This window comes from Zunongwangia profunda SM-A87, from assembly GCF_000023465.1.
Taxonomy (GTDB): Bacteria; Bacteroidota; Bacteroidia; order Flavobacteriales; family Flavobacteriaceae; genus Zunongwangia; species Zunongwangia profunda.
Window position 1 is genome coordinate 4,106,697 of record NC_014041.1, and the last position, 14,600, is coordinate 4,121,296.

At 37.7% G+C, this 14,600-nt stretch carries 13 protein-coding genes; 5 read left to right on the forward strand and 8 right to left on the reverse strand.

Annotation, left to right across the window (positions count from 1 at the left end):
- The 5 genes from ZPR_RS17970 to ZPR_RS17990 all read left to right on the forward strand — a co-directional run bounded on the left by ZPR_RS17970 (position 1) and on the right by ZPR_RS17990 (position 4,054).
- Positions 1–1,311 carry a D-alanyl-D-alanine carboxypeptidase/D-alanyl-D-alanine-endopeptidase gene (locus tag ZPR_RS17970; RefSeq protein ID WP_013073189.1) on the forward strand — a complete coding sequence of 437 codons (1,311 nt, stop codon included), beginning with the start codon at positions 1–3 and terminating at the stop codon, positions 1,309–1,311.
- Between the two features lie 17 nt (positions 1,312–1,328).
- Positions 1,329–2,384, forward strand: coding sequence for a S66 peptidase family protein (locus ZPR_RS17975; RefSeq protein WP_013073190.1), 1,056 nt, complete (start codon positions 1,329–1,331; stop codon positions 2,382–2,384).
- A gap of 191 nt (positions 2,385–2,575) precedes the next feature.
- Positions 2,576–3,136 carry a hypothetical protein gene (locus tag ZPR_RS17980; RefSeq protein WP_041580104.1) on the forward strand — a complete coding sequence of 187 codons (561 nt, stop codon included), beginning with the start codon at positions 2,576–2,578 and terminating at the stop codon, positions 3,134–3,136.
- A gap of 10 nt (positions 3,137–3,146) precedes the next feature.
- A complete protein-coding gene (locus ZPR_RS17985) occupies positions 3,147–3,752 on the forward strand; it encodes an inorganic diphosphatase (RefSeq protein ID WP_013073192.1) in 606 nt (201 codons plus the stop codon).
- Positions 3,753–3,844: 92 nt separating this feature from the next.
- Positions 3,845–4,054: a hypothetical protein gene (locus tag ZPR_RS17990; RefSeq protein ID WP_013073193.1), complete on the forward strand. Its 210-nt coding sequence runs from the start codon at positions 3,845–3,847 to the stop codon at positions 4,052–4,054.
- Positions 4,055–4,128: 74 nt separating this feature from the next.
- On the opposite strand, the gene ftsZ is transcribed toward ZPR_RS17990, so the two are convergent.
- From ftsZ to mraY, 8 genes are read right to left on the reverse strand one after another with little or no spacing between them, the layout of a single operon-like run.
- Positions 4,129–6,213, reverse strand: a complete 2,085-nt coding sequence (gene ftsZ, locus ZPR_RS17995; protein WP_013073194.1) for a cell division protein FtsZ — start codon at positions 6,211–6,213, stop codon at positions 4,129–4,131.
- A 36-nt stretch (positions 6,214–6,249) separates the two neighbouring features.
- Entirely contained in the window at positions 6,250–7,593 is a 1,344-nt protein-coding gene (gene ftsA, locus ZPR_RS18000) for a cell division protein FtsA (protein WP_013073195.1), read from the reverse strand.
- A gap of 3 nt (positions 7,594–7,596) precedes the next feature.
- Positions 7,597–8,313: a cell division protein FtsQ/DivIB gene (locus tag ZPR_RS18005; protein WP_013073196.1), complete on the reverse strand. Its 717-nt coding sequence runs from the start codon at positions 8,311–8,313 to the stop codon at positions 7,597–7,599.
- Complete coding sequence (murC, locus tag ZPR_RS18010; protein WP_013073197.1) at positions 8,303–9,658, reverse strand: UDP-N-acetylmuramate--L-alanine ligase; 1,356 nt, start codon at positions 9,656–9,658, stop codon at positions 8,303–8,305. Before murC ends, ZPR_RS18005 begins: the two co-directional genes overlap by 11 nt.
- A gap of 1 nt (position 9,659) precedes the next feature.
- A complete protein-coding gene (gene murG / locus ZPR_RS18015; protein WP_013073198.1) occupies positions 9,660–10,760 on the reverse strand; it encodes an undecaprenyldiphospho-muramoylpentapeptide beta-N-acetylglucosaminyltransferase in 1,101 nt (366 codons plus the stop codon).
- Positions 10,757–11,965 carry an FtsW/RodA/SpoVE family cell cycle protein gene (locus tag ZPR_RS18020; RefSeq protein ID WP_013073199.1) on the reverse strand — a complete coding sequence of 403 codons (1,209 nt, stop codon included), beginning with the start codon at positions 11,963–11,965 and terminating at the stop codon, positions 10,757–10,759. The genes murG and ZPR_RS18020 overlap by 4 nt, the downstream gene beginning before the upstream one ends.
- Positions 11,966–12,001: 36 nt before the next feature.
- Positions 12,002–13,339 carry a UDP-N-acetylmuramoyl-L-alanine--D-glutamate ligase gene (gene murD / locus ZPR_RS18025; protein ID WP_013073200.1) on the reverse strand — a complete coding sequence of 446 codons (1,338 nt, stop codon included), beginning with the start codon at positions 13,337–13,339 and terminating at the stop codon, positions 12,002–12,004.
- 2 nt (positions 13,340–13,341) lie between these two features.
- Positions 13,342–14,580 carry a phospho-N-acetylmuramoyl-pentapeptide-transferase gene (gene mraY / locus ZPR_RS18030; RefSeq protein ID WP_013073201.1) on the reverse strand — a complete coding sequence of 413 codons (1,239 nt, stop codon included), beginning with the start codon at positions 14,578–14,580 and terminating at the stop codon, positions 13,342–13,344.
- Positions 14,581–14,600: the final 20 nt, after the last annotated feature.

The window sequence follows — 14,600 nt, forward strand, 5'->3', positions numbered from 1 at the left end:
ATGCAAATTAAAATAAAACTCATCTTTCTCTTACTCTCCATTTCCTGTCTTAGCTGCGCCTCTTTAAAAAACACAAAAAATATTAATCAGATTTTTGACCACTCGCCTGCTTTTAAACAAGGTTTTACAGGACTCGTAATTTATGATCCAGGAAGTAACAAGATCTTATTCGATAAAAACGGCAATAAATACTTCACCCCGGCCTCAAACACAAAATTATTCACCTTTTACACAGCACTTAAAATTATAGGTGATTCTGTGCCAAGCTTAAAATATGCAACTCACGGAGACAGTCTTATTTTTAAAGGAACAGGCGACCCTGCTTTTCTTTATGCCGAATTTGATGCTAAAAATACACTTGATTTTTTACGAAATTCCGATAAAAAGCTGTTCTTACTTTCCCCTGGCTTTACTGAAAAAAAATTTGGTCCCGGTTGGGCATGGGATGATTATAATGATTATTATTCGGCAGAAAGAAATGCCTTCCCACTATATGGAAATGTAGTTGAATTTCGGTTTCAAAATGGTCAAAATTTACCCAATAGCTATCCGGTGATCTTTAAAGATTCAATTTCTACCGAAACAATTAAAGACTTAGGAATGGGTGTTTACAGGGATATCGACAGTAACGTCTTCAGGTTAAAAAACATAAAAAGAAAGGAAGATGCTACCCGTGCTGTACCTTTTATTACATCTGAATTTACTTCTGCTAAATTATTAAGCGATACACTGCAAAAAGAAGTTATGCTTTTGCGGCAAAAACCGAAAAACTTAGCGTTAGATCGTATTATATACAATACCTCTTCAGACAGTTTATATAAAAAAATGCTTCAGGATAGTGATAATTTTATTGCAGAACAGCTTTTACTCGTTGCAGCAGGAGAAATTTCAGACACTTTAAAAACAGCTATTGCAATAGATTATGCTCAGAAAAATTTATTAAGCGATCTTCCTGACAAAATAAACTGGCATGACGGCTCTGGCCTAACTCGCTACAATCTTTTTACTCCACGCAGTATTGTGAAGTTAATTTCAAAAATCACTGATGAAATTGGGGAAGAAAAATTTAAAGCCTTATTACCGGCAAGTGGTGAATCCGGCACGCTTAAAAATTCCTATAAAGCAATTAAACCTTATATTTACGCTAAAACGGGGACACTTAGAAACAATCACTCACTAAGCGGACTTTTAATCACCAAAAGCGGAAAAACCTTATATTTTAGTTTTATGAACAGCAACTACATCGTTCCTAATTCGAAGCTTAAACAAGCAATGGAAGAAGTTTTAACCACTGTTCGTGATCAATATTAATACTTGAAATACTCATCATGCAAAGACGTAAATTTCTACAAAATATTGGACTAAGCAGTCTTGCTATTCCTTTAAGTTCCTATGCGACCACAAGTTTCTATAGAAATTATGAATCTAAAGATATCATTAAACCTAAGGCTTTAAAAGTAGGAGATACTATAGGAATTGTGAGTCCGGCAAGTGCTATTTTTGAAACCGAACCTTATCAAATCGCCAAAGAATCTTTTGAAGCGATGGGACTAAAAGTAAAGTTTGGCGAATTTGTCAAAAATAGATATGGTCACCTGGCAGGTACCGACAAAGAACGGGCGGGTGAATTAAATGCCATGTTTAAAGATAAATCTATAGATGCGATTATTGCTTTACGCGGTGGCTCTGGTTCTGCCCGAATTCTGGAACTTTTGGACTACCAGGCCATTAAAGAGAATCCAAAAATCTTTATTGGCTATAGTGATATTACCGCTTTACATTTGGCTATTTTCGAAAAAACAGGTTTAGTAACTTTTCACGCTCCGGTGGCAGTTTCTACCTGGAACACTTTTAGCGTTTCCCATCTAAAGGCTATTTTATTCAACAAAGAAAGTCCGCTATTGGAGAATCCAAAATCACTTGGCGATAATCTTACGCAGATCGCCAATCGAACACGTACTATAACACCGGGAACTGGAAAAGGTAGACTATTAGGAGGCAACCTTTCTGTGTTAACAGGGATTATGGGCAGCAAATATTTCCCTGACGACTGGAATAACAAAATTTTATACATCGAAGATGTTGGCGAAAAAGTATATGCTGTAGATCGAATGATGACGCAACTACAACTTGGCGGAGTTTTTAAGCAAATTACAGGTTTTATTTTTGGGAAATGTACAGAATGTGACCCTGGAGGAAGTGGCTATGGAAGCTTAACTCTGGAAGAGGTACTGGACCATTACATTAAACCTTTGGGCATTCCGGCTTTTAGCGGAGCCATGATCGGACATATCGATGATAACAGCACGATCCCTAATGGAATTGAAGCTAAAATAGATGCTAGCGCGGGAACAATTCAATTATTGGAAGCCGCCGTAATCTAATTGCATACTAAAAAAATCTTTGCCCGCCATTACAAGGTATTGTTTACTTTTATAAAAATTTAAGAAATCTAAACCGATTGAAATCCGAAAAATTTAGCAGGTATTTTATATTCAAGAAATACCAAAATTTAAGTTTTTCCGTTAATCCAGATACGCCAAATTCAACAAATAGAAAAGTAATTAAATTAACTATGAAGAAACACTTACTGGCAATTTTCACTTTAACTGCCATATTCCTAAGTTCTTGCCAAAAAGATGAAAACAATCCCTTTTTAATTACCGCCACGCAGGTTGGAAAATTAAAAAAAGATATCAAAATCAATCAGTTAGATTCGTTATATCACGAAGATTCCCTGGTAAAAGAAACCAGTGGTCCAATGCAATTAAGAGCAACGAATGAGGTTAAGGTTTTCGAAAAAGGAGGCGATCCTTTGCTCATCCTTGAACCTGCACAGGAATTCGATAGCACAAGCACTATTGGTTATATACGAGTTTTGGACCCACGATTTAAAACCAAGGCGGGTTTAAATACCGCAAGTACTTTTAAAGATATTGTAGAAAATTATCAAATCTCAAGAATTGAGAACACGATTAGTTCAGCCGTGGTATTTCTAGACGAAATCAACGCCTACATCACCATTGATAAGAAAGAATTACCATCCAGTTTACGTTATGATACCGATACAAAAATCAGATCTTCACAAATTCCAGATGATGCTAAATTTAAATATTTTATGATCTACTGGGACTAAGATATCAATCATGCAAAAATTAAAGATTCTCATATTCTGTAATATATTTATCGCTTTTAGTTGTAACACTCCTCCAGACTATGAGAATCTCCCTTTAAAAGACAAAAACGGAAATTACCAGGCCGTAGTCGAAATACCTTCTGGCACTAACCTAAAACTGGAGTTTGATCATTCATCAAAGAAGTTTATTCCCGATCAACGAAACGGAATCGACAGGATTATAGAATTTCTCCCTTATCCCGGCAATTACGGTTTTATTCCTTCAACCTATTCAGATCCTGAAAAAGGTGGTGATGGGGATGCCTTGGATGTGCTTATTTTAGGACAATCTGTAAAAACAGGAGAGATTATCCCCATAAAACCAATAGCAGTTTTAAAATTACTGGATGAAGGAGAGCAGGATGATAAGATTATCGCCGTACCTGCGCTAAAAAAAGATCAAATCTTTAAAGCTGAGTCTTATAAAGTTTTCCTAAACAATTATCCCGAAGCTAAAGAAATTATTGAGCTTTGGTTTTTAAGCTACGATAAAGATAATAGCCTGAAAATAAAAGGTTGGGAAGATGAAAATGAAGCTATAAACCAAATTAAAAAATGGTCTATTCCATCTACATAGAATTTTCTAAAAAGCCTTACAATTTGTTAATTACAAACTGAATATCAGTTAATTATATAAATTAGTGCAACAATTAAATAAAATCGACAATTATGATTAAGATTTTTGCACTTATATTAACCGTAGGAGGCGCTATTGCGCTAGTGATGGGAATATTAGGTATCTTTGGTAGCCTTGCGTTAGCATTAAGCCCGTGGGCTTTGAGCATTATTGGGTTTATCTTTTTTTTAGCGGGTATTAGCCTTCTTAAATATAGAAAAGACACAGATGTGATTCAGGCAGAGAATAAAAAAGATTTATAATCCGCAGCGATTTAATACAAAAAGAAAGGAGGCAAATTGCCTCCTTTCTTTGTATATAATAAATGATTGGTTATTTAGTCCACATTATCATGTAAAAACGAATTATTTCTTCTAAACTGAAGATCGTTATTTTCGTCTTGCCCTAAACTTGTTCTGGACATTTTATTCTCACCGTAATTTGTGCTATCCAGATTAATCCCAGCTCTTTTATAAGCAGGTTGTTTTTCAATTTCCTCTATCTGCGAAGCATTACCTCTAAACTTATAATTAAATTCCTTCATTTTAGCGCGACGCTCTGCAGCACGTTCTACCACATGCTCTGGAATTGGATTATTAAAAGGATTTTCATCCTGCTCCTCTTGCTTTTTTGGTGTTGGCTGTACCGTACGCTTCTCAAAAGCAATAGTTTCATCTTTAGGTGCTTCGCTCTCTTGTTTCTTTGCAGGCTTAGAGTTTTCTAATTGCTGCTCGAATTCCATATAATCATCCAGGCTATATCTTTTTACCGTTCCGTTAGAAGCATTCTCAGTGGCTGGAATAACTTCTACCGGCTCGTTTACTTCGATATTCTTTACCTCGTAACTGGGCTCTTCGGCATCTTCAGTATTCAGCACATGCCTTTTTACCGTTTCCTGCTTAGGTGTTTGTTCTACCTCTGGCTTAGGAATTTCAGCTTTTGGTTGCTCCCGCTTTTCTTCTTCCTGATTTATCGGAAAATCAAAAGTGAACATAAATTGTTCTTCATCGTTCTCATCATCCTTTACTTCCACTTCATCAACTTCTGCATTGGTATCATTGATCACAAAATCTTCCGGGTTTACCTCATCATAAAACACATCCATGTTATATGCTGAAGGTGGAGTATAAAGATCTGGATCTTTAGCAGGTGTTGGCTGCACCTGTTTTACCTCAGTAATTTTAGCCTCTTGCTGAACTTGTTTTTGGACTACCTGCTGGGGACTTTTAGGTGTGGGAGCTTCAACTTCATCCAAATTTTCATCTAAGGTATGAACGATCTTTTTTGGCTGTTCCGGTTCTTTCTTTTCCTCTGGTAAAGGAAGTTCGGTAAACGAACCTGCATGAGAACGATTAGAAGGGAATTCATGCTCCGCTTTCTGCTCGTCTTCCAGCGTATGGATAATTTTTTTGGTTTCAGTATTGGTGATTTCATCCTGCTGCTCTACATTGAAACCAGTCGCAATGATCGTAACAGAAATCGCTCCTTCTAAGGCTTCATCTTCACCAACCCCCATAATGATATTGGCACTGTGACCAGCTTCTGCCTGAATATGATCGTTAATTTCACCAATCTCATCAATAGTAATTTCTTCGGAACCGGAAACAATTAATAGCAATACATTTTGAGCACCGGTAATCTTGTTATCATTTAATAATGGCGAATCTAAAGCTTTGGCAATAGCATCCTGAGCTCTATTTGCCCCTGACGCCGACGCAGATCCCATAATCGCCGTACCACTATTACTCAATACAGTTTTAGCATCCCTAAGGTCAATGTTTTGAGTATAGTGATGGGTTATAACTTCAGCAATACCACGGGAAGCAGTTGCTAAAACTTCATCGGCTTTAGAAAAACCGGCTTTAAAACCTAAGTTTCCATAAACTTCACGAAGCTTATTATTATTAATCACAATTAAAGAATCTACATGAGAACGAAGTTTTTCGACACCTCTTTGAGCCTGCTCATTTCTCATTCTACCTTCAAACTGAAAAGGAATAGTTACGATACCTACCGTAAGAATATCCATTTCTTTAGCCTGTTTTGCGATTACCGGAGCGGCACCAGTACCGGTACCTCCTCCCATACCTGCGGTAATAAATACCATTTTGGTATTTACATCAAGCATGTTTTTAATCTCATCAAAACTCTCTACTGCGGCCTGTTCTCCAATTTCAGGATTTGCTCCCGCTCCAAGTCCTTCGGTTAGGCTAACTCCCAACTGGATCTTATTAGGAACAGTACTGTTTTCCAATGCCTGCGCATCGGTATTACAGATTACAAAATCTACTCCTTTAATCCCTAATTGGAACATGTGGTTAATAGCATTACTACCGCCACCACCTACACCAATAACTTTGATGACGTTCGATTGATTCTTAGGTAAATCGAATGAAATGTCTCCGAATTCTGTATTGCTCATAAATTCAATTTTACTGGTTCTCTATTGTGCTATGTATTACTCTGCGTTATCTAAAAAATCTTTGAACTTTTCTGCCCATTTATCGAAAATACTTTTTCGGGGCTTAGGCTGTTCTACCTGTACTTGCGATTCTTCTCGCTCTGGTTCTGCTTCTTCAGCTACTGTTACCGGCTCCGGCTCTTTCTCCTTAAGAACGGCTTCTTCCTGAAAACTACTTTTGCTGGTTTCTAAACTATTCATTACCAATCCTACTGCCGTTGCATACATCGGACTGGTAGTTTCACTATCATTATTTCCTGCCAGGTGCTCATTAGGAAAACCTATTCTGGTATCCATTCCGGTGATATACTCCACTAGTTGCTTAAGATGCTTTAACTGTGCACCTCCGCCGGTTAACACAAGACCACCAATCAGTTTTTTCTTCTGATCTTCGTGTCCGTAATTTTTTATTTCTAAATACACCTGTTCGATAATCTCTACCACACGCGCGTGAATGATTTTCGAAAGGTTTTTAAGCGTAATTTCTTTGGGTTCCCTTCCTCTTAATCCCGGAATAGAAACGATCTCGTTATCCTTATTCTCTCCGGGCCAGGCTGATCCAAATTTTATTTTTAGCAATTCTGCCTGCTTCTCAATAATCGAGCAACCTTCTTTGATATCTTCAGTAATTACGTTCCCTCCAAAAGGAATTACCGCAGTATGCCTGATAATACCATCTTTAAAAATTGCAAGATCAGTAGTTCCGCCACCTATATCTATAAGTGCCACCCCTGCTTCTTTTTCTTCCTGACTAAGGACTGCATTTGCTGATGCCAAGGGCTCCAGGGTAACGGCTGAAAGATCTAAACCAGCACTTTTTACACAGCGACCAATATTTCTTATAGAAGAAACCTGGCCAACTACAACGTGAAAATTGGCTTCAAGGCGACCACCATACATCCCGATAGGCTCTTTAATTTCAGCCTGCCCATCTACTTTATATTCCTGCGGAAGTACGTGAATAATCTCTTCCCCGGGTAACATTACCAGTTTATGTACCTGATTGCATAAGCTATGAATATCTTCAGCATCGATGACCTCTTCAGGGTTTGGCCTGGTGATATAATCACTATGCTGTAAACTTCTAATATGCTGCCCCGCAATTCCTACCACTACATCTTTAATCTTTTGACCAGAGTCTGCTTCAGCTTCCTGAATCGCCTGCTGTATAGATTGAATAGTTTGTGTAATATTATTTACCACACCACGGTGCACACCAAGGCTTCTGGACTTCCCAATCCCAACGATCTCTACTTTACCATACTCATTCTTCTTGCCAATCATGGCAACAATCTTTGTCGTCCCTATATCTAATCCTACTGCAATATCCTTTTGCTCCATATCTTACTTTTTAGTGCATACAACCTGATTACCAAACTGTAGATTCACTCTTTTATAGGTATCTAACTTTTTATCTTTTAATGCCTTTTTATAAAATGCTTTGAAATTATTGAATTTTAAAGCTATGTTTTTAATCTCTCCAAAATAAACTACAAAATCTGCTTTTCGCAGTTTCAGCTCATATCGTCCGTTTTCCAAACGTTGGATAGTAGTAATATGCTTACTTAAGAAACTATCATTTTTTATATAGCTTACCAACGGATAAGCCGTTAAAATATTCGATTCATCAAAACCTAACATAAGAGGCACTCTTGCTGAAAAATTTTCTGATAACGGCATTACCTCCCCGTTTTTATCCAGGTAAAATGAAGTATTTCCTACAGCTCTTCCAATAGGTTTACGCTGCGTAACAATTGCTGAAAGTTTCCCATCTAACCTTAAGAAAACCTCGGCATTCTCTATCATATCGTGACTATTGAGCAGTGTTTCTACCTTATTCAAATCTAAAGTTTCCTGCCCCAAGTTTGCGTTGGCCTCTTCATTTTGTATCAACAACTTATTAACCGCATCTACAGTAACATACAGGTTTTCGTTATCTGTAAAATGAACTTCAGAACCTGTTAATTTTCGTTGACTGTGCCTTTTTTCAGCAAAGCCATATAAAAAAGCCATTAAAGCCAGCAAAAGCACAAATTTTATGTAACCTAATTTAGATTTCATCTTCCAGGGCTCTTTTTACGGTTTCAACTTCATTTCCTATATCTCCGGCGCCAAGCATTAAAACAACCTTAGCTTTAGACGTAATGATTTTAGCCGATAATTCTTCTCGCTTTACCAATTGCTTATTAGGATTATTTATTTTCTCTAATAACCATTGGGAATCTACTCCTTCTATTGGCTTTTCTCTGGCCGGATAGATATCCATAAGCATTACCTCATCAAATTGTGATAATTTTTCAGCAAAGTCATCTACAAAATCTCTGGTTCTGCTAAATAAATGTGGCTGAAAAACCACCAAATTCTTCATTTTAGGATACATTTCCCTTACCGCTTCAAAAACGGCTTTAATCTCGGCCGGATGGTGCGCATAATCATCAATTAAAACTTTTTGATCTGTCTTAATTTTATACGAAAAACGTCTTCTTATTCCTTTAAAGCTTTGTAACGCATCCCTCAACTGTTCTGCTGGGCTACCATACTCCAGCGCCATAGCCAGTGCGGTTACAGCGTTAAGAACATTATGCCTACCGGGGAGGTGTAGCGTAAATCCTTCAATAATTTCTGTAGGCGTCTTAAGATCAAAATGATAATTTCCACCTAGTATTTTTATGTTGATTGCTGAAAAATCTGCATCATCTTCAATTCCAATTGTTTTTCCTTCAAGTGGAAGTCCGTTTTTAACGAAAAGTATTCCATCTTTGGGAAGCAAGGCTGCAAAAGCTTTAAATGAAGCCTGCAAATGTTCGTTCACACCATAGATATCCAAATGATCAGCATCCATAGAATTTATGGCAGCGATATTTGGCGAAAGATGAAGAAAGGAGCGATCAAACTCATCAGCTTCAGCCACTATCACCTCATCGCCTTTCAAAATTAAATTACTCTGTATATCTTCACTCACTCCACCAAGAAATGCCGTTACCGGAGCATTGGTTTCTTTTAGTAAATGACCTAAGATTGCGGTTGTTGTGGTTTTACCGTGTGTACCCGCAACAGCAAGTGTAAAGCGATTACTGCTAATCAAGCCCAGTACCTCAGCACGCTTTTTCAGGATAAACTGCTCTTCAATAAAATATTGAAGTTGCAAATTCTCTTTAGGAACTGCAGGAGTATATACCACCAGTGTCTTTTCTGAATCTTTGAATTGCTTAGGAATTTCACTAATATCATCCTTAAAAGTCACTAAAATACCTTCAGCCTCCAGTTCCTTGGTAAGCACTGATGCTGTTTTATCGTAACCGGCAACATATTTACCCTGGGATTTAAAAAAACGCGCCAACGCACTCATCCCAATACCGCCAATACCGATAAAATAATAGTTTTGTATGTGACTTAAATTATTCAAATTAGGCTTTTCTGATAATTAGCTTTTCAATTTCATCTACAATACTGGACGTTGCGTTTGGCAAAGCCATTTTCTTAATATTTCTACTTAATTCTTTTTGCTTACTTTGATTCTCAAGCAAATCGAAAAAAGCACTTTCAAATTTTTCTTCCAGCTGAGTTTCTGCTATGGTGATAGCCGCTTCATTCTTTGTAACCGCCATCGCGTTTTTAGTCTGATGATCTTCAGCTACATTAGGGGACGGAATAAAAATTACCGGTTTTCCCACGATGCACAATTCTGAAACACTACCCGCTCCTGCTCTGGAAATAATCACATCTGCCGCAGCATAGGCCAGATCCATTCTATTTAAAAACTGATGTACCTGAACAGTACCTTCAGTATAAGATTTATAGTCCTCATAATATAATTTTCCACATTGCCAGATTAACTGAATATCTTCTTTTTTTAATTTATCAGCATACTCAGCGATTAACTGATTCACCCTTCTTGCCCCCAAACTTCCTCCAAGTACTAATACTGTTTTTTTGTCTGCATCCAACTTAAAGAACTGCTGGGCTTCTTCTCTTTTAGTATCAATATTGAGCAAGTCCTGTCGTACCGGGTTTCCGGTTTTTTTCACCTTTTCCTGCGGAAAAAATCGCTTAACTTCATCATAGGCCGCACAAATGATATTAGCTTTTTTTGCCAGGATCTTATTGGTAATTCCTGGAAATGAATTTTGCTCCTGAAGCAAAGTTGGTATTTTCTGTTTATTAGCTACATGCAGTAAAGGACCACTGGCAAATCCACCTGTACCCACCGCAACATTTGGTTTAAAGTCCTTAATAATCCTTTGGGACTTCCTAATACTGCTTATTAATTTAAATGGAAACATCAGATTTTTAAGCGTAAGCTTTCGCTGCAAACCACTTATCCAAAGACCTTCGATCTCGTAACCGGCTTGTGGCACTTTCTCCATCTCCATTTTATCCTGTGCTCCAACAAATTTGATCTGCGCATCGGGATAGCGGCGCTTTACCTCATCGGCAATAGCGATAGCCGGGTAAATATGACCACCCGTTCCTCCACCGGATAATATGATGCGTAAATCTTTACTCATATTGCTTCACTTAAAATATCCAAAGGATTTTCGTCCTCCGCATTTCTTTCAGCTTCCTCAGTTTCTTTTTCTTCTTCTCTTTTTGCACTTACACTAAGAATAATTCCCAATGAAAGGCAGGTCATCCAGATTGAGGTCCCCCCACTACTCACTAGCGGAAGTGTTTGCCCCGTTACCGGAAATAATTCTACCGCAACTGCCATATTCACCAATGCCTGGAAAATAATGGGAATACCTACCCCCATTACTAATAGTTTTCCAAATACGGTATTAGCCTTAGTGGCCACGATAATAATCCTGAACAAAATCATCAAATACGCCAGCATGACTCCAAGAGCACCAATAAGCCCCATTTCTTCGACAATTATCGCATAGATAAAATCCGAAGAAGATTGTGGCAAAAAGTTTCGCTGTACGCTTTTTCCAATCCCAGTACCCGCAATACCACCTCTGGCAATGGCTATCTTTGCTCTTTCAATTTGATAATCGGCTTCGGTATCTTCGTCGTTCGTAAAATTTTCTATCCTACTTGTCCAGGTATCTACCCTGTTTGGTAAAACACCGGGAAACGCCTTAGCCGCTAAAACAAAAATCCCGAATAAAATCACTCCCGCAAACACAATTGCTAACAGGTATTTTACCGGATAACCACCTAAAAACATGAGTACCAAAACCATAGCAAAAATGATCGCAGTAGTGGAAAAATTGGCCGGCAAAATTAACATTAATACTGAACCTACAGGCACCCAAAGCGGTAAAATTGTTTCTTTAAAAGTGATTTTCTTCTCGGTAATTTTAGACATATACCTTGCGACATAAATCATTAAAACCACCGCTGCAAACGTAGAAGACTGAAAGGTAACCCCTAAGACGGGAATCCTTATCCATCTACTGGCATTTGCCCCGTCGATAACCGTTCCCTGCGCCATGGTGTAAATCAATAATACAATGACCACCGGCAACATTAAAATCGATAAGCCCCTATAATAATGGTATGGCACTTTATGTGCTGCGAACAACACACAAAAGCCCAGTAGTAAATGAAAAAAATGAACGATCAAATATTTAAAAGTACTTCCATCTCCATACAGGTACGCGATGTTACTACTGGCGCTGTAAACCGGCAAAAATGAAAATATCGCCAGTAGCCCGGCAGTAGCCCAGATTACCTTATCTCCTTTAATATTTGCAAAAATGTTTCCCATTCCGCTTTTTCAGTTTAACTAACTGATCCTACTATTCTATAAATTTCTAACCGCTTCTTTAAACTGCCTTCCGCGATCTTCATAATTCTCAAAAAGATCGAAACTTGCACAGGCAGGAGAAAGCAACACCGTATCTCCTTTTTCAGATAGTCTATATGCCATTTTAACCGCTTCACTCATACTTTGGGTTTCTATCAAGGTTTCTACACAATTCCCAAAAGAATTCATGATCTTGGTATTATCTACCCCAAGGCAGATAATTGCTTTTACTTTTTCGTTCACCAGGGGTAAAAGTTCGTCATACACATTCCCTTTATCAACCCCGCCTAAAATCCAAACGGTTTGACCTTCCATACTTTCTAAAGCATAGTAGGTAGCATTTACGTTAGTTGCTTTAGAATCGTTGATATACTGAACATTATTAATTTTAAGTACTTTCTCCAAGCGGTGCTCCACTCCCTGAAAACTCTCCATGCTTTCACGGATTGTATTCTTCCTTATTTTTAAAAGCTTTGCCACAGTAGCAGCCGCCATTGCATTTTTTGTATTGTGTTTCCCTTGTAATGTTAAATCTGAAGTAGCCATAGTAAGCTCTGTATTTTCTGTCTTTATAATAATTGTATCGTTTTCTAAATAAGCGCCATTCTCCAGCTTTCTCTCCAGCGAAAATGGCAATAACTGCGCTTCAATTTTGTTGGTTTTTAGCCAGTTTGTGATAACCTCATCATCTGCGTCATAAATAAAATAATCGTCCTTAGTTTGGTTCTTCGTAATCCTGAACTTAGCTTCAATATAATTTTCAAACTTATACTCATATCGATCTAAATGATCTGGAGTAATATTGGTTAATACCGCTATATGTGGCCTAAATTTTTCAATTCCGTCTAATTGAAAGCTACTCAGCTCTAACACATAGTAACCTGCATTAGTTTCGGCCACCTGTTTTGCAAAGCTATCTCCTACATTACCGGCCATTCCCACCTGCAAACCACCATCCTTTAATATATGATGGGTTAATTTTGTGGTCGTTGTTTTCCCATTACTCCCGGTGATCCCCACAATCACAGCACTGGTATATTGGGCAGCAAATTCTATTTCAGAAATTACCGGAATTCCTTTTGCTCTAAGCGCTTTAATCATGGGCACCGTATCTGGAATACCCGGACTTTTCATTACCACATCGGCATCAAAAATCTGCGATTCGGTATGCTTTTCTTCCTCCCAGTCTATTTCAAGATGTTCAAGAACATTTTTATATTTCTCTTTTATTTTTCCTTTATCTGAAAGCCAAATCTTATAGCCTTCTTTTTTAGCCAAAATAGCAGTACCCACACCACTTTCTCCCCCACCAAGTATGACAATCTTCTTCTTCAATGTTATCGAAGTTTAAGTGTCACAATGGTTAGAATAGCCAGGAAAATACCTACTACCCAAAAGCGAACAACAATTTTACTTTCATGATGTCCTTTCTTTTGGTAATGGTGATGCAAAGGAGACATCAGGAAAATCCTTCGTCCTTCGCCAAATCTTTTTTTGGTGTATTTAAACCAGGCTACCTGAAGCATTACCGATAGATTTTCTACCAGAAAAATTCCGCATAAAATAGGGATCAATAATTCTTTTCTAGTAGCAATAGCCAGTACAGCGATAATTCCACCAATCGTTAAGCTTCCAGTGTCTCCCATAAAAACCTGAGCCGGATAAGTATTATACCACAAGAAACCAACCAAGGCTCCGGCGAATGCCGTAATATATATGGTCATTTCCCCAGAATTTGGGATATACATGATATTCAGATAATCTGAAAAAATGATATTACCAGAAACCCATGCAAAAATGCCCAATGTCAGTACAATGATTGCGGAAGACCCTGCAGCTAAACCGTCAATTCCATCGGTTAAATTAGCGCCGTTAGAAACTGCCGTTACAATAAATATCACAATAGGGATGAAAATAACCCAGGCGTATTTCGCCAAATCCGGATTTATCCATGAAATAATTCTAGAATAATCGAACTCATTATTTTTAACAAAAGGAATAGTGGTCGTAAGTGTTTTTTGCTCTGGTCCCATTTCTGGCAATTTGTTAGTTCCCAGCATCATTTCCTGAGAGATTACTTCTTTAGGGTTTGCCTTTTCTTTAACGGTAATACCGTCATTGAAATACATAATGCACCCCACGATCAATCCCAAACCTATCTGCCCTATAATTTTAAATTTACCAGGTAATCCTTCTTTATCCTTTTTAAACGTCTTTATATAATCATCCAGAAAACCAATGGCTCCCATCCAAAGCGTGGTAATGATTAATAAAATCACGTAAATGTTCTCTAATTTAGCGAGAAGCAACACGGGGATAAGAGTAGAAATAATAATGATAATACCACCCATGGTTGGTGTACCAGCTTTTTCACTTTGCCCCTGTAAACCCAGTTCTCTTACACTTTCTCCAATTTGTTTGGTTTGCAAATAGTTGATAATTCTTTTACCGTAGATAGTAGAAATTAACAGTGACAAAAGTATAGCCATTGCCGAGCGGAATGAAAGATATTCAAACAGCTGAGCTCCTGGGAACTGATATTTATCTTCTAAAAATTGAAATAAATAATAAAGCATATTCTAATATTCTGCCTTTT